This window comes from Pseudomonas sp. TH10 (assembly GCF_016651255.1).
Lineage (GTDB): Bacteria > Pseudomonadota > Gammaproteobacteria > Pseudomonadales > Pseudomonadaceae > Aquipseudomonas.
In genome coordinates, this window is the sequence record NZ_JAEKEG010000125.1 from 1 (window position 1) to 14,118 (window position 14,118).

The following is a 14,118-nucleotide window of genomic DNA, read 5'->3' on the forward strand; positions in this document are numbered from 1 at the left end:
GCAGGCGCGCGGGCAGGGTTTTCAGCAACCAGGGTTGCTGCTGCCCGTCATGCACCCGGTACAGCAGCGACTGCTGGCTTTGTCCTAGTATCGTGTCGACTTGCCAGCCCTCGAACATCTGCCCCGGCTTTAGCGCTGGCGGCAGCGGCCATTGCTGCAAATGCATCAGGGCATCGCCGATGCTCGATTCTCCCAGGGCATCCACCCGCACCAGTAGTGCGCTGGCATTGTCCTGGCTGCCCGCCAGGTGCGCGGCACTGACCAGGGTTTGCGCGGCACTGTGCAGATCCGGTTGATCGCGCAGGATTGCCGCGATCGCCGTATCGCCCAATACCGCCCAGACGCCGTCGCTGAGCAGCACAAAGCTCTCGTCCAGGCGTAACTCGCCATCGAGGAAGTCCAGCACCAGATGTTGATCCAGGCCCATCGCACGCTTGAGCACGTGCTGCATGCCGGGCTGATCCCAGACGTGGTCCTCGCTGATGCGCTGCAATTGGCCGCAATGCCAGCGATACACCCGGCAATCACCGACGTGCGCCAGGGTGAAGCGCCGGCCGCGCACGACCAGGGCGCTGACAGTGGTCAGCAGCGGCTGCCCGCCGCCATTGGCCTGCAGCCAGCGGTTCTGCGCCAGCAGGAGGCGATCGAGGGCCTGGGCGACGGCCCAGGTTTCCGGCGTCGCGTAGTAATCCTGCGCCAGCGCCTGCAAGGTCGAGCGGGCTGCGAGCCCGCCGTCGGCGCATTGACTGACGCCATCGGCAATCGCGAACAGATAGCCTTTGCTCGCGGCCAGCGCCGGAGCGGGCGTGACCAGGCGCAGGGCGTCCTGGTTTTCCTCGCGCGGGCCGATGGCGCTGGCTTCAGCGAAACTCAGCTGCAGCCTCATTGCCGGTTCAGACCCGTGCAGCGGTGACGGCAGCAGAGCCCCAGGTGGTTCTCCAGCGACGTTTCACGCCATGCAGGCCGAACCAGGCGAGCACGCCCAGGCTGGCGAACAACCACAGCGCCAGCTGGTAGCTGCCGGTGCTTTGCTTGATGGCGCCCATGCCGGCTGCCAGGGCAAAGCCGCCAATGCCGCCCGCCATGCCGATCAACCCGGTCATCACGCCGATTTCCCGGCGAAAACGCTGTGGGACCAGTTGGAACACCGCGCCATTACCTGCCCCTAAACCGAGCATGGTGCACACGAAAAGCGCCAGGGCGGCGTAGGAACTTGGCAGGTTGAAACCGACTGCTGCGATACACACAGCGCGCCACGGTATACATCCCCAGCAGCGTGCGAATCCCGCCGAAACGGTCGGCCAGCGCACCACCCAAAGGCCGCATCAGGCTGCCGCCAAACACGCAGGCCGCGGTGTAGTAACCGGCGGTGACCGGGCTCAAGCCGTACTGGTCGTTGAAGTAGCCGGGCAGGGCGCTGGCCAGGCCAATGAAGCCGCCGAAGGTCACACTGTAGAAAAACATGAACCACCAACTGTCACGATCACCCAAGGCTTTGAAGTAATCGGCCATGGCTTTGGCTTTTGGCCGCTGCGGGGCATTTTTGGCCAGCCAGGTGAACACAATGAGCGTCAGGATCAACGGGATCAGGGCGAAGCCGAATACGTTGCTCCAGCCGAACGCCGCCGCCAGGACCGGGGCGATCAATGCGGCCAACACCGTGCCGGAGTTACCTGCCCCCGCAATGCCCATGGCCTTGCCTTGATGCTGCGGCGGATACCACTGCGATGCCAGCGGCAGGGCCACGGCGAACGACGCGCCGGCCATGCCGAGGAACAGCCCCAGCAGCAATGCTTGTTCGTAGCTGTGGATGCCGTGCTTCCAGGCCACGAACAAGGCGCAGATGACAATCACCTGGCCAATGATCCCGGCGGTTTTTGGCGATAGGCGATCGGCCAGCATGCCCATGATGAAGCGCAGTATTGCCCCGGCCAGAATCGGCGTGGCAACCACCAGGCCGCGCTGCTGGGTGGTCAGCTGCAGGTCCGTGGCTATTTGTACGGCCAGTGGGCCGAGCAGGTACCAGACCATGAAGCTCAGGTCGAAATAGAGGAACGCCGCGAACAGAGTCGGGGTATGACCGGATTTCCAGAAGCTTGAATTCATCGCGCACCTCAGCTGTGAAGAGTCTCGAGTGGGAACCGTGAGCTAGCAGATGGGGCGCCTTGACGGCCGCACCACCGACCCCGTGCCATGGGGCCAAAACGAAAAAACGCCGCTACCGGATTTGCCAGGGCAAATGGGGTGAGCGACGTCTTTGTCGTGGGTGGGGCAACCGCCGTTGGTTACCTGTGGTGATTATATAGCGAGATTTGTGCCAACCACTGAAACCGAGGTGCTCCCATCGCGGGCAAGACCGCTCCCACAGGGTGTTGGTGGTGGACGCAGCATTTGTGTACGGCAGACATCTCTGTGGGAGATTTGTGCCAACCACTGAAACCGAGGTGCTCCCATCGCGGGCAAGACCGCTCCCACAGGGTGTTGGTGGTGGACGCAGCATTTGTGTACGGTAGACATCTCTGTGGGAGCCGGGCTTGCCCGCGATGGCGTCCGCGGGGCCAGCACAACGCCTCAGCCCAGCAATTCGCTCATGGCAATAATCTGCTCCGCCACCTGAATCAGCTTCTGCTGCCGGCTCATCGCCTGGCGGCGCATCAGCGTGTAAGCCTCCTCCTCATTGCAGTCCTTCATTTTCATCAGCAATCCCTTGGCCAGCTCGATGCGCTTGCGCTCGGCCAGTTGCTGGTCACGGGCCTGAAGCTGCGCGCGCAAGGCCTGGTCGCTCTCGAAGCGCGCCATCGCCACATCCAGAATCGGCTGCAAACGCTGTGCGTGAATTCCCTCGACGATGTAGGCGCTGACCCCGGACTTGATCGCCTGGCGCATCACCCCCGGATCATGTTCATCGGTAAACATCACGATCGGCCGTGGCTGGTCGCGGCTGACCAGCACCACTTGTTCCATGACATCGCGGCTCGGTGACTCGGTATCGATCAGGATCACGTCAGGGCGCACCGTTTCGACGCGTGCGGGCAGGTCGATGGTCAGGCCGGACTCGTCGATGACCTCAAAACCGGCTTCGGTTAACGCGGCTTTCAGGCGACCGACTTTTTTCGCCGTGTCGTTGATCAGCAGAATGCGCAACATGTTCGCGGTCTCCTGTCAGCGATGGGCGAGAAGGGCGACGTCGTCGCTCATCGCGTGCAGCTTGAAACTGCGCGCATAACCGGCAGGATCGCTGCCGTCCCAGATTTTGCCGTCGAGCAACTGGCTGCTGCGCATGTCTGCGGGCAGGCTGGCAACTCCCACGGCGCTGGCGGCTTCGCGGTACAGGTCCAGTTGCTGAACCTGTCGGGCGACCGCCAGATAATCCGGATCGTCGCGCAGCAACCCCCATCGACGAAATTGGGTCATGAACCACATGCCGTCGGAGAGATACGGCAAATTGACTTCGCCTTTGCCATGAAACCGCAGGGCGTGCGGGTCTTGCCAGCGATTGCCCAGCCCGTCGGCGTAGTCGCCCAGCAGCCGCGGTTCGATGCAATCGAGCGGCGCATCCAGGTATTGCGCAGCACTGAGCAGCTGGGCGGTGCTGCGACGGTTCTCGCTACTGGCTTCAATAAAACGACTGGCCTCGAGAATCGCCATGACCAGAGCGCGGGCGGTATTGGGGTACTGCTCGACGAAGGCGCGGGTGCAGCCCAGGACTTTTTCCGGGTGATCGGGCCAGATTGCCTGGGTGGTCGCCAGGGTGAAGCCGAGATTCTGTTTCACTGCACTGGCGGACCACGGCTCGCCCACGCAGAAACCGTCGATGCGCCCTGCCTGCAGGTGCGCGACCATCTGCGGCGGCGGCACCACCACGCTGTCGACATCCTGCAGCGGATGGATCCCCTGGCTCGCCAGCCAGTAGTACAACCACATGGCGTGGGTGCCGGTGGGGAATGTCTGGGCAAACGTCAGCCGTGGGCGACTTTGGTGCACGTGGCGATCCAGTGCCTCAGGACTGGTCACGCCAAGTGCCTGCAAACCCGGGGAGAGGTTGATGCTCTGGCCATTCTGGTTCAGGCCCATCAGCACCGCCATGTCGGTGGCGGCGACGCCGCCTATGCCAAGGTGCACCGCATACACCAGGCCATACAGGCTGTGGGCGGCATCCAGTTCACCGCTGACCAGTTTGTCCCGCAGGCTGGCCCAGGACGACTGGCGCTTGAGGTTCAGGGTCAGGCCGTAAGGCTGGGCAAAGCCCTGGGTGGCGGCGACGACCACGGAGGCGCAGTCGCTCAGGGCCATGAAGCCGAGATTGATTTCGGTTTTTTCCGGGGCATCGCTGCCATTGACCCAGGCCAACGGGCCGGCGGAGGGTTCGTTCATCGACTGTGCACCTTAAAAAAGACGTCGCCACCGGTCCATGCGCGAGCAGAGCCGGGTGGCGACGCCATTGTCCTTGCGCTCATGTCCGACGGTGGTCCGAGCACTGATGTGAGTTGGGCTGCAAGGCATATGCCAGCGGCCATCAGCTTTTCATCAGGATTCAAGCCGCCACCTCATCCATCCTCCCGCGATCATCCAATCCACCCTTCGACCGTGAGGGGTATCGGTGGTTAAAAATCCTACAAGCTGGATCGACATTTCCCCAGGTTGGTAAGCCTGGAGTCCTATGAAAGGCGCCTGCCCGACTCTCTATTGTCGCGCCATTCATCGTTGAGCCGGGCAGCGCACAGGCATAGGGAGTTGCGAACATGAACAGCGCCATTGATCATTACCCGTCCGAGTCATTCATGTTTGACCGGTGGCGGCTGCAGAGTGACGGCACCCTGCTGCACGCGGGCAGGGTCGTACACGTTCCGCCAAAAGAATTATGCGTGCTTCGCTTGTTGCTCGGTTCGGCCGGTTTGGTGGTCAGCAAGGATCAACTGCTGGGCGCGGTCTGGCCCGGGACCGATGCAGCCGAGGAGTCCTTGACCCGCTGCATCTACGTGTTGCGCAAGCTGTTGAAGGAGGACCGGGACTTCATCACCACCGTTTATGGCCAGGGGTATCGATTCGACTGCGCCGTGGTCGGGCCTGCTATGCGAACCGAGCTGTCGAACTCGATTTAACCGGTCTCTCGCACGCCAGCCTCCACCACGGCTATAATCGGCGCCACTTTTCGCCGCCCAGAGTCAAAGCCGCCCATGTACACCCTGGCCCGTCAGCTGTTGTTCAAACTTTCCCCGGAAACCTCCCACGATCTGTCCCTGGACCTGATCGGCGCGGGTGGGCGTTTGGGTCTCAACGGCTTGCTGTGCAAGAAACCGGCTAGCGTGCCGGTGACGGTCATGGGCCTGGAATTCCCTAACCCTGTGGGTCTGGCTGCGGGTCTGGACAAGAACGGCGCGGCCATCGACGGTTTCGCGCAACTGGGTTTCGGTTTTGTCGAAATCGGCACCGTGACCCCGCGTCCACAGCCGGGCAACCCGAAACCACGGATCTTCCGCTTGCCGGAAGCCGAGGCGATCATCAACCGCATGGGTTTCAACAACCTCGGTGTCGATAACCTGCTGGCGCGGGTCGCTGCGGCGAAATACCAAGGCGTGCTGGGCATCAACATCGGCAAGAACTTCGATACGCCGGTCGAGCGCGCCGTCGACGATTACCTGATCTGCCTGGACAAGGTCTACGCCCACGCCAGCTACATTACGGTCAACGTCAGCTCGCCGAACACCCCGGGTCTGCGCAGTTTGCAGTTCGGTGATTCGCTCAAGCAATTGCTGGCCGATCTGGCCACGCGCCGCGCTGAACTGGCCTTGCGTCATGGCAAACATGTGCCGCTGGCAATCAAGATTGCCCCGGACATGACCGACGAAGAAACCGCGCAAGTGGCTCAAGCGTTGATCGAAACGGGCATGGACGCGGTGATCGCGACCAATACCACCCTGAGCCGTGTCGGTGTTGAAGGCATGGAGCATGGTGACGAGGCGGGCGGTCTGTCGGGCGCGCCTGTGCGTGAGAAGAGCACGAATACCGTGAAGGTGCTGGCGGGCGAACTGGCTGGTCGTCTGCCGATCATCGCGGCTGGCGGCATCACCGAAGGCAAACACGCCGCCGAGAAAATCCTCGCCGGTGCGAGCCTGGTGCAGATTTACTCTGGTTTCATCTACAAAGGCCCGGCACTGATCCGCGAATCGGTAGACGCCATCGCCGCCCTGCGCTGAGGCTTGCCGCGGGCTTGTTGTGAGGGGCTTTGTGAAGAGGGGCTTTGTGGCGAGGGGATTTATCCCCGTTCGGCTGCGCAGCAGTCGTGAAGTCAGAACCTTCAATTGACCTGGCACACCGAGGCGGATGGTTTTGGGGCTGCTTCGCTGCCCAACGGGGATGAATCCCCTCGCCACAGGATCCAGTAATTTCTGAAAATCCAGTAATCACAATAATCTGCATGCTCCGGTATTTTCAGGCATAAAAAAGGGCTCCTCGAAGGAGCCCCTGGGCCGCAGCCCGCCGTCCGGGAAGGACGTGCATGGTAAGTCGTTACAAATTCAGATTGTCGTGTCGGAATAAATGCCCTGTGTCAGCCGACGGCGTGAAGTTCGTTGAGTCTGTGGATTCCCGCAGTGCCGGTCATACCGTCCCAGTTGTCGCCGCGTCCTTCTCGCCAGCCGTTAATCCAGGCTTGGCGTACCGACGGTAGAGTAAATGGGCAAAGCTCACGGGATTTGCCACCAACGCCATATTGATATCCGCGCAAAAATGCTCTTTCCAACGGATCACGCTTAAGTCTTCTCATAGGGTGTTTCCCTCACTTGTTGACTGTATTTATCGCGTTGACCTCAATTGAGGTCTGGCAGAAATAACCTGCCGTTGGCGGCTCGCTGCCGGCGTGGCGAGCCAAGGTGTTGACGCCGTTGCGACGTCAACCTGTGTTCAGTTCTAACCAATGAGTCACACCGAGGGAATGATCGTTTTGTCATAAGGACGTAACGAAAGTAGTGCTACAGCCATAAGTAACTGAGGGTTTCATGAGTGTTTTTTCAGCAAACCCCGGTATGATCGGCCCCGCGCAGGATGATGACGTTAATCCCTTGCTGAGAATGCCTCGCGTTGAGCGAGCGCATTATTCGACGAAGGGTCGCTTTAAGACTTTTTGTTTCATCAACTTTTTTATCTGTCCTTGCATCTAAGCTCTTTTAACCCGAGCAGCGGGGATGGAACGGCACACCTTCGTGCCACGCGGGCGCTCTTTAAGAAAAGCGCCTGATTGAAAACCGGATCGGCAATGCGTTGCCGATTCACTAGCCAAAGGCTCTGGAAATACCATGTCCGACCGTTTTGAACTCTTCCTCACTTGCCCTAAAGGCCTTGAAGGCCTGCTCATCGAGGAAGCCGTCGGGCTTGGCCTTGAAGAAGCGCGCGAGCACACTTCCGCCGTGCGTGGCATGGCGACCATGGAAACTGCTTATCGCCTGTGCCTCTGGTCGCGTCTGGCCAACCGAGTGCTGCTGGTGCTCAAGCGTTTCCCGATGAAGGACGCCGAAGATCTCTACCACGGTGTGCTCGACATCGAATGGCAAGATCACATGCTCAACGACGGCACCCTTGCCGTTGAATTCAGCGGCCATGGCTCGGGCATCGACAACACCCACTTCGGCGCCCTGAAAGTCAAAGATGCCATCGTCGACAAACTGCGTACCCCGCAAGGCGATCGTCCGTCGATCGACAAACTCAATCCGGACCTGCGCATTCACCTGCGCCTTGATCGCGGCGAAGCGATTCTCTCCCTCGATCTCTCGGGCCACAGCTTGCACCAGCGCGGCTACCGCCTGCAGCAGGGTGCGGCGCCGCTGAAGGAAAACCTCGCAGCCGCCATCCTGATCCGTTCCGGCTGGCCACGTATTGCTGCCGACGGCGGCGCCCTGGCTGACCCGATGTGTGGTGTCGGTACGTTCCTCGTCGAAGCTGCGATGATCGCCGCCGACATGGCGCCGAACCTGCGTCGTGAGCAGTGGGGTTTCACCGCGTGGCTCGGTCACGTGCCGGCGCTGTGGAAAAAACTTCACGAAGAAGCCGTTGAACGTGCCGCTGCCGGCCTGGCAAAGCCACCGCTGTGGATTCGCGGTTACGAAGCCGATCCACGGCTGATTCAGCCTGGCCGCAACAACGTTGAGCGTGCGGGCCTGAGCGAGTGGATCAAGATCTATCAGGGCGAAGTCGCGACCTTCGAGCCGCGCCCGGATCAGAACCAGAAAGGCCTGGTCATCTGCAACCCGCCGTACGGCGAGCGTCTCGGCGATGAAGCCAGCTTGCTGTATCTCTATCAGAACCTTGGCGAGCGTCTGCGTCAGGCCTGTCTGAACTGGGAAGCGGCGGTATTCACTGGCGCGCCGGATCTGGGCAAGCGCATGGGCATTCGCAGCCACAAACAGTATTCGTTCTGGAACGGCGCGTTGCCGTGCAAGCTGCTGTTGATCAAAGTGCTGCCGGATCAGTTCGTCACCGGCGAACGTCGCACACCTGAGCAGCGTCAGGCCGAGCGCGAGCAGGCTGAAGTCCAGGTCGAAGGCAACGACGTCGCGCCAGGCAAGTACGAGAAGTTCAACAAGAACGGCAACCCGATCAAACCGACGCCAGCCCCGGCGCCAGTGATCGAGCAGCCACGCTTGAGCGAAGGCGGGCAGATGTTTGCCAACCGTCTGCAAAAGAACCTCAAGGCCATGGGCAAGTGGGTCAAGCGCGAAGGCATTGATTGCTACCGCGTCTACGATGCCGACATGCCTGAATACGCGATGGCGATCGATCTGTACCACGACTGGGTGCACGTTCAGGAATACGCCGCGCCGAAGTCCATCGACCCGGAAAAGGCCTCGGCGCGCATGTTCGATGCGCTGGCAGCCATTCCGCAGGCGCTGAACGTCGACAAGAGCCGCGTGGTGGTCAAGCGCCGCGAGCGTCAGAGCGGCACCAAGCAGTACGAGCGTCAGGCCGCGCAGGGCAAGTTCAACGAAGTCAGCGAGGGCGGCGTGAAGTTGCTGGTGAACCTCACCGACTACCTCGACACCGGCCTGTTCCTCGATCACCGTCCGATGCGCATGCGCATTCAGAAAGAGGCCGAGGGCAAGCGTTTCCTCAATCTGTATTGCTACACCGCGACCGCCAGCGTGCACGCGGCCAAGGGTGGCGCGCGCAGTACCACCAGCGTCGACCTGTCGAAAACCTACCTCGACTGGGCGCGCCGCAACCTGTCGCTGAACGGTTTTTCGGACAAGAACCGTCTGGAGCAGGGCGATGTGATGGTGTGGCTGGAAAGCTGCCGTGAAGAGTACGACCTGATCTTCATCGATCCGCCGACCTTCTCCAACTCCAAGCGCATGGAAGGCATCTTCGACGTGCAGCGTGATCAGGTGCAGTTGATCGACCTGGCCATGGCCCGCCTGGCACCGGGGGGCGTGTTGTACTTCTCCAACAACTTCCGCAAGTTCCAGCTCGAGCCCAACCTGAGCGAGCGCTACGCAGTCGAGGAGATCACCGCCAAGACCATCGACCCGGACTTCGCCCGTAACGGCAAGATCCACCGCGCCTGGAAAATCATGGCGCGTTAAGCGTCCAACATCCCCCGGCGTCCCTGGGTGTCTTCGAATATTCCAGGGTGTCCCGCATGTCTTGGGATGTCCAGGGATGTCCTGTGGGAGCAAGCTCTGCTCCTACAGACGGCGGGCTACACAGTCTCTTCTACAGTGCTGGTCAAATTAGTGGCTAATAGCTATAACTCAACCCAGGGCCAGTGGGTTTTCCCGGCACTTGGCGTAGTGAGTTGCCTTTATGTCGTTGCACCCCGTGCGCCCAAAGATCCTGGGTTTTATCAGCGAAGAAGTCTCGGCCTGGCTGGTCGCGCTGCTGGTATTGCTCGTGGGCGGGGTTTTTACCGGCTTGCTCGCCTGGTCGACACAAAACCTGTTCCACCATCAATTACGGCAACGTTTCCAGCTGCTGGCCAACGAACGCTACAGCCGCATCGAAGAGCGCTTTCAGGATCAGGAGCAGCGCCTCGACGGGCTGCGCCGGTTCTTTGCCAATTCCGGTTCGGTGTCCCGCGAGGAATTCGACGGGTATGCCAAACCACTTTTGCATCGCACCCAGGCTTACTCCTGGGCCCCACGCATATCCCGGTCTGAACGGGCGGCGCTTGAGCAAACTGCGCATGATCAGGGCCTGAGCGAATTCAGCGTGCGCGACATGGATGCCGCAGGCAATCTGCAGATTGCCCCTGAACGCGACGAGTACGCCCCGGTGCTGTACACACAGAGCCAAAGTCGTCTCCCCACGCCGCTGGGCTTCGACTTGCTCGCCCAGCCTCAGCGCCGGGCGACGCTGGAGCGGGCTGATGCCCTCGGCGGCCTGGCGGTGTCGCAACCCCTTTACTTGGTGGGCATCGAGCCCACCTATGCCCGCGGAATCCTGCTGGTCGCCCCCGTCAGCCGCCAGCCACAACCGGGGGCAGTGCCCGACGGCTACGTCATGGCCGTGATCAGCATGCGCCAGCTGCTAGCGGATGGATTACCCGAGGAGACCCACGATTTTCTCTCGGTACGCATCCTGGACCTGTCCACCGCTGACCAGCATGAGGTGCTCTACGAATCGAGCAACACTCCCGCCGAAAGCGAGCTGTCCTCGACCCAACTGATTCGCCTGGCTGACCACGAGTATCAGGTCGAAATGCGCCCCAGCGTCGCGTTCACCCAGGCCAACCATTCCTCCCTCAGCAGCCTGGCAGCGCTCGGCGGCATGCTCAGCCTGCTGCTCAGCGCCTTGCTGTACGTGCTGGTGAGCCAGCGGCAACGGGCGCTGAAAATGGTCGAGCAGCGGACCCAGGAGCTGCGCGCCCGCGAGCAGGAATTGCGCGGCACCCATGGCCAGTTGCGCGGCGTGCTGGACGCCGCGACGCAGGTGGCGATCATTGCCACGGACCTGCGCGGGGTCATCACCACTTTTAATGCGGGCGCCGAGCACATGCTTGGCTACACCAACGCCGAGGTGGTGGGCTGCATGACCCTGGAGAACCTGCACCTGCCCCGGGAGCTCCAGGCTCGCTCGGCGGAACTCAGTGCGCGCTATGGCAAGCCGATTCCAACCTGCCAGGCGATGCTGGTCGAGGGCGGCGAGGAGGGCGGCCACGAAGCGCGGGAATGGACGCTGGTGCGCAGCGACGGCAGTCACCTGGCAGTGAACATGCTCGCCACCCCGGTGCTCGACGAACAGGGTTTGTGGGTTGGGCATCTGGCGATCTGTATCGACATCACTGAACGCAAGCGCGTGCACGAAGTGCTGGCCGCGCGCGATGTGCTGCTGAAGAAACTCAGCGCGCACGTGCCGGGCGGCATCTATCAATTCAAGATGGAATTCAACGGTCGCTTCAGCGTGATCTACGCCAGCGATGGCATTCGCGAGATCTACGAGCTGGAGCCCGATGTACTGCTGCTCGACGCCGAAGCCATTTTCACCCGCATTCATCCGCAAGACATCACGCGCGTGCGCACCTCGATTCGCGCCTCGGCGGACAATCTCAGCGCATGGCGCGAAGAATACCGGGTGCTACTACCCCAGCGCGGTTTGCGCTGGGTGCGTGGCGCAGCGTCGCCGGAAGAGCTGCCGGGTGGCGGCGTGCTGTGGCACGGCTACATCTCGGATATTTCCGATCTGAAGCGTGTGGAGGAAGAATTGCGGGCGCTGTCGGTGACCGACTCTCTGACGGGAATTCACAACCGACGCTATTTTCAGGAGCGTCTGACCACCGAAATGGCCCGGGTCGAGCGCGGCGGTGGCGAGTTGTCGGTGATCATGCTCGACATCGACCATTTCAAACGGATCAACGATCAGCACGGCCATGCAGTGGGCGACCGGGTGCTGCAAGCGGTGTGCGAGCGCATTGGCCATCGTCTGCGGCGCACTGATGTGTTCTGCCGCTTGGGCGGTGAGGAATTCATGGTGCTGTGCCCGGACATCGATGGCGAGCACGCATACATGCTGGCGGTCGAACTCTGGCAGGGTTTGCGCAGTTCACCGGTGGATGTGGTGGGCGTGGTCACGGCAAGTTTTGGCATCGCCAGTTGGCGGCCGGGGGAGGGCGCGGATGCGCTGTTGTTGCGCGCGGACTCGGGCGTCTACGCAGCGAAGCAGCACGGTCGTGATCGCGTCGAGCAGATGAGCTGATACTCGATACACCACAAACCTGTGGGAGCTGGAAAGCCAGCTCCCACAGGGTTTGGTGATGTTGCTTAGCTTGCGTTACAGCACCGAAGCGGTCTGCGGCAATCTCGGCTGTTTGTAGAGATCCAGCAGCACTTGATCCAGCACCGACGATGCACCAAACGGCGCCTTGTCGTTGAGGATCGCCACCACCGCCCAGGTATTGCCATTCACATCGCGGCTGAAGCCGGCAATCGCGCGTACGGTATTCAAAGTGCCGGTCTTGACGTGAGCCTCACCGCGCATTGCTGTGGTCTTCAGGCGTTTGCGCATGGTGCCGTCGGTGCCGGCAATCGGCAGCGAGCTGATGTATTCAGCGGCATACGGGCTGTGCCAGGCGGCCTGCAGCATGCCGGCCATTTCACGCGCGCTGACGCGTTCGGCACGGGACAAACCGGAACCGTTCTCCATCACCAGGTGCGGCGCGGTGATGCCTTTCTTCGCCAGCCATTGACGCACCACGCGCTGGGCGGCCTTGGCGTCATCGCCGTCGGCGTCGGTGCGATAACGTTGACCGAGGCTCAGGAACAGCTGCTGGGCCATGGTGTTGTTACTGTACTTGTTGATGTCGCGGATGATTTCCGCCAGGTCCGGCGAGTAGGCCCGGGCCAGCAACTTGGCGCCGCTTGGCGTCGCAGCCAACACGTCCTTGCCCTGGATGCTGCCGCCCAGTTCCTTCCAGATCGCCCGCACGGCGCCTGCGGTGTAGGTCGCGTGGTCAAGCAGCGACAGGTAGGTCTGCGAGCTGCAGCCTTCACCCAGCTGGCCGCCAACCGTCACGGTCACGCTGCCATCGGGCTGGGTCACCGGGTTGTAACGTACGCCACCGGTGCATTGTTTGGAATTGATGGCCTTGACCTGGTTTTCGATGCGAATCGACGCAATCGGCGGCTCCACCGAAATCAGCACCCGGCCATTATCGTTGCGGGCGACAAAGCGCAGGGCCTTGAGGTTGACCAGCAACGAGTCGGGTTTGACCAGGAACGGCTTGTTCTCGTCGTTGCCGTCATCGTTGAACTCCGGCAACTGCGGCTGCACGAAGAAGTTGCGGTCGAGGATCAGGTCGCCGGTGATCTGGGTGACGCCGTTGGCGCGCAGGTCGCGCATCAGCAGCCAGAGTTTTTCCATGTTCAGTTTCGGATCGCCGCCACCCTTGAGGTAGAGGTTGCCGTTGAGGATGCCGCCGCTCAGGGTGCCATCGGTGTAGAACTCGGTTTTCCACTGGTGATTCGGGCCGAGCATTTCCAGGGCTGCGTAGGTGGTGACCAGTTTCATGGTCGAGGCCGGGTTGACCGAGACGTCGGCGTTGAACACGGTTGGCGTGCCCGGGCCGTCCAGCGGGATCATCACCAGCGACAGGGCATTAGGCTGCAATTTGCTCGCCTTGAGGGCCTTTTCGACGTTGGGGGTCAGGGAAGTATTGATGGTGACAGCAGAAACAGGCATCGCCAGAGGCAGAAGAAGGCCGGCGAGAAACAGTGGACGCAACGATTTGATCATATGAAATAAAACCCTACAGCCGAGGGGGAAAAAGACGAGGACATGGATGAAAAAGCCCTCAGTGGTCACGAAAGTGTCGGCATTATGCCCCAAGGTGTAACCGATTGTGCCTTCCCCGGGGTGGCGATTCGCTGATTTTTTACAGGCGGTCGGGCTGTATGTCCAGAGAGTCGGGCAATCGATTGCTTAAACTGGTAAAGTGCCGGCCGTATTTACTTAAGAGGATTGTTCCAATGGCGACTAACCGTTCCCAGCGTCTGCGCAAAAAACTGTGCGTTGATGAATTTCAAGAGCTGGGTTTCGAGCTGAACCTGGACTTCAAAGAAGACTTGTCCGAAGAAGCCATTGACGCTTTCCTCGAAGCCTTCATCAAAGAAGCCATGGAAGCCAATGGTCTGG

At 61.1% G+C, this 14,118-nt stretch carries 10 protein-coding genes and 1 pseudogene; 5 read left to right on the plus strand and 6 right to left on the minus strand.

Features of this window, described 5'->3' with window-relative positions; genetic code table 11:
- From JFT80_RS18585 to JFT80_RS18600, 4 genes and pseudogenes are all read right to left on the minus strand, one after another.
- On the minus strand, positions 1 to 886 hold an 886-nt coding region (locus JFT80_RS18585; protein ID WP_201148856.1), incomplete at its 3' end, for a PP2C family serine/threonine-protein phosphatase.
- A 7-nt stretch (positions 887 to 893) separates the two neighbouring features.
- A pseudogene (locus tag JFT80_RS18590) lies at positions 894 to 2,106 on the minus strand (nitrate/nitrite transporter).
- Between the two features lie 465 nt (positions 2,107 to 2,571).
- Positions 2,572 to 3,147, minus strand: a complete 576-nt coding sequence (locus tag JFT80_RS18595) for an ANTAR domain-containing response regulator (protein ID WP_007916390.1) — start codon at positions 3,145 to 3,147, stop codon at positions 2,572 to 2,574.
- A 15-nt stretch (positions 3,148 to 3,162) separates the two neighbouring features.
- Positions 3,163 to 4,374, minus strand: a complete 1,212-nt coding sequence (locus JFT80_RS18600) for a CmpA/NrtA family ABC transporter substrate-binding protein (RefSeq protein ID WP_201148857.1) — start codon at positions 4,372 to 4,374, stop codon at positions 3,163 to 3,165.
- 368 nt (positions 4,375 to 4,742) lie between these two features.
- Here JFT80_RS18600 and JFT80_RS18605 point away from each other — a divergent pair, with 368 nt between their 5' ends.
- Entirely contained in the window at positions 4,743 to 5,102 is a 360-nt protein-coding gene (locus JFT80_RS18605; RefSeq protein ID WP_201148858.1) for a winged helix-turn-helix domain-containing protein, read from the plus strand.
- 75 nt (positions 5,103 to 5,177) lie between these two features.
- Positions 5,178 to 6,197, plus strand: coding sequence for a quinone-dependent dihydroorotate dehydrogenase (locus tag JFT80_RS18610; RefSeq protein WP_201148859.1), 1,020 nt, complete (start codon positions 5,178 to 5,180; stop codon positions 6,195 to 6,197).
- A gap of 353 nt (positions 6,198 to 6,550) precedes the next feature.
- Here the strand turns inward: JFT80_RS18610 and rmf are convergent, their stop codons facing one another.
- Positions 6,551 to 6,766: a ribosome modulation factor gene (rmf, locus tag JFT80_RS18615; protein ID WP_003223300.1), complete on the minus strand. Its 216-nt coding sequence runs from the start codon at positions 6,764 to 6,766 to the stop codon at positions 6,551 to 6,553.
- A gap of 529 nt (positions 6,767 to 7,295) precedes the next feature.
- Here rmf and rlmKL point away from each other — a divergent pair.
- Positions 7,296 to 9,575: a bifunctional 23S rRNA (guanine(2069)-N(7))-methyltransferase RlmK/23S rRNA (guanine(2445)-N(2))-methyltransferase RlmL gene (gene rlmKL, locus JFT80_RS18620; protein WP_201148860.1), complete on the plus strand. Its 2,280-nt coding sequence runs from the start codon at positions 7,296 to 7,298 to the stop codon at positions 9,573 to 9,575.
- 220 nt (positions 9,576 to 9,795) lie between these two features.
- The gene (locus JFT80_RS18625; protein ID WP_201148861.1) at positions 9,796 to 12,183 is read left to right on the plus strand and encodes a GGDEF domain-containing protein; all 2,388 of its coding nucleotides are present in this window, start codon (positions 9,796 to 9,798) and stop codon (positions 12,181 to 12,183) included.
- Positions 12,184 to 12,258: 75 nt separating this feature from the next.
- Here JFT80_RS18625 and dacB read toward each other — a convergent pair whose 3' ends face one another.
- Positions 12,259 to 13,719, minus strand: coding sequence for a D-alanyl-D-alanine carboxypeptidase/D-alanyl-D-alanine-endopeptidase (gene dacB / locus JFT80_RS18630; protein WP_201148862.1), 1,461 nt, complete (start codon positions 13,717 to 13,719; stop codon positions 12,259 to 12,261).
- Between the two features lie 233 nt (positions 13,720 to 13,952).
- On the opposite strand from dacB, the gene JFT80_RS18635 reads away from it, so the two are divergent.
- The coding region (locus JFT80_RS18635; RefSeq protein WP_201148863.1) for a 50S ribosome-binding protein YggL at positions 13,953 to 14,118 on the plus strand (166 nt) is incomplete at its 3' end.